1 rRNA gene is annotated in these 1544 nt (G+C 53.2%); it reads left to right on the forward strand.

Annotated elements, in window-relative coordinates:
- Nucleotides 1-19: 19 nt before the first annotated feature.
- Nucleotides 20-1530 (forward strand): 16S ribosomal RNA (locus tag AAAU26_RS13730).
- Nucleotides 1531-1544: the final 14 nt, after the last annotated feature.

The raw sequence follows: 1544 nt of genomic DNA on the forward strand, positions 1-1544 counted from the left end.
TTTTAAGTGATAAATATCATTTATAAAGAGTTTGATCCTGGCTCAGGACGAACGCTGGCGGCGCGCCTAACACATGCAAGTCGAACGAGAGATGAGGAGCTTGCTCTTCAAATCGAGTGGCGAACGGGTGAGTAACGCGTGAGGAACCTGCCTCAAAGAGGGGGACAACAGTTGGAAACGACTGCTAATACCGCATAAGCCCACGGCTCGGCATCGAGCAGAGGGAAAAGGAGCAATCCGCTTTGAGATGGCCTCGCGTCCGATTAGCTAGTTGGTGAGGTAACGGCCCACCAAGGCGACGATCGGTAGCCGGACTGAGAGGTTGAACGGCCACATTGGGACTGAGACACGGCCCAGACTCCTACGGGAGGCAGCAGTGGGGAATATTGCACAATGGGGGAAACCCTGATGCAGCGACGCCGCGTGGAGGAAGAAGGTCTTCGGATTGTAAACTCCTGTTGTTGAGGAAGATAATGACGGTACTCAACAAGGAAGTGACGGCTAACTACGTGCCAGCAGCCGCGGTAAAACGTAGGTCACAAGCGTTGTCCGGAATTACTGGGTGTAAAGGGAGCGCAGGCGGGAGAACAAGTTGGAAGTGAAATCCATGGGCTCAACCCATGAACTGCTTTCAAAACTGTTTTTCTTGAGTAGTGCAGAGGTAGGCGGAATTCCCGGTGTAGCGGTGGAATGCGTAGATATCGGGAGGAACACCAGTGGCGAAGGCGGCCTACTGGGCACCAACTGACGCTGAGGCTCGAAAGTGTGGGTAGCAAACAGGATTAGATACCCTGGTAGTCCACACCGTAAACGATGATTACTAGGTGTTGGAGGATTGACCCCTTCAGTGCCGCAGTTAACACAATAAGTAATCCACCTGGGGAGTACGACCGCAAGGTTGAAACTCAAAGGAATTGACGGGGGCCCGCACAAGCAGTGGAGTATGTGGTTTAATTCGACGCAACGCGAAGAACCTTACCAAGTCTTGACATCCCTTGACGATGCTGGAAACAGTATTTCTCTTCGGAGCAAGGAGACAGGTGGTGCATGGTTGTCGTCAGCTCGTGTCGTGAGATGTTGGGTTAAGTCCCGCAACGAGCGCAACCCTTATGGTCAGTTACTACGCAAGAGGACTCTGGCCAGACTGCCGTTGACAAAACGGAGGAAGGTGGGGATGACGTCAAATCATCATGCCCTTTATGACTTGGGCTACACACGTACTACAATGGCGTTAAACAAAGAGAAGCAAGACCGCGAGGTGGAGCAAAACTCAGAAACAACGTCCCAGTTCGGACTGCAGGCTGCAACTCGCCTGCACGAAGTCGGAATTGCTAGTAATCGTGGATCAGCATGCCACGGTGAATACGTTCCCGGGCCTTGTACACACCGCCCGTCACACCATGAGAGCCGGGGGGACCCGAAGTCGGTAGTCTAACCGCAAGGAGGACGCCGCCGAAGGTAAAACTGGTGATTGGGGTGAAGTCGTAACAAGGTAGCCGTAGGAGAACCTGCGGCTGGATCACCTCCTTTCTAAGGAGTCAGGC

The sequence above is a fragment of the Faecalibacterium longum genome, from assembly GCF_040094125.1.
GTDB classification, from domain to species: domain Bacteria; phylum Bacillota; class Clostridia; order Oscillospirales; family Ruminococcaceae; genus Faecalibacterium; species Faecalibacterium longum.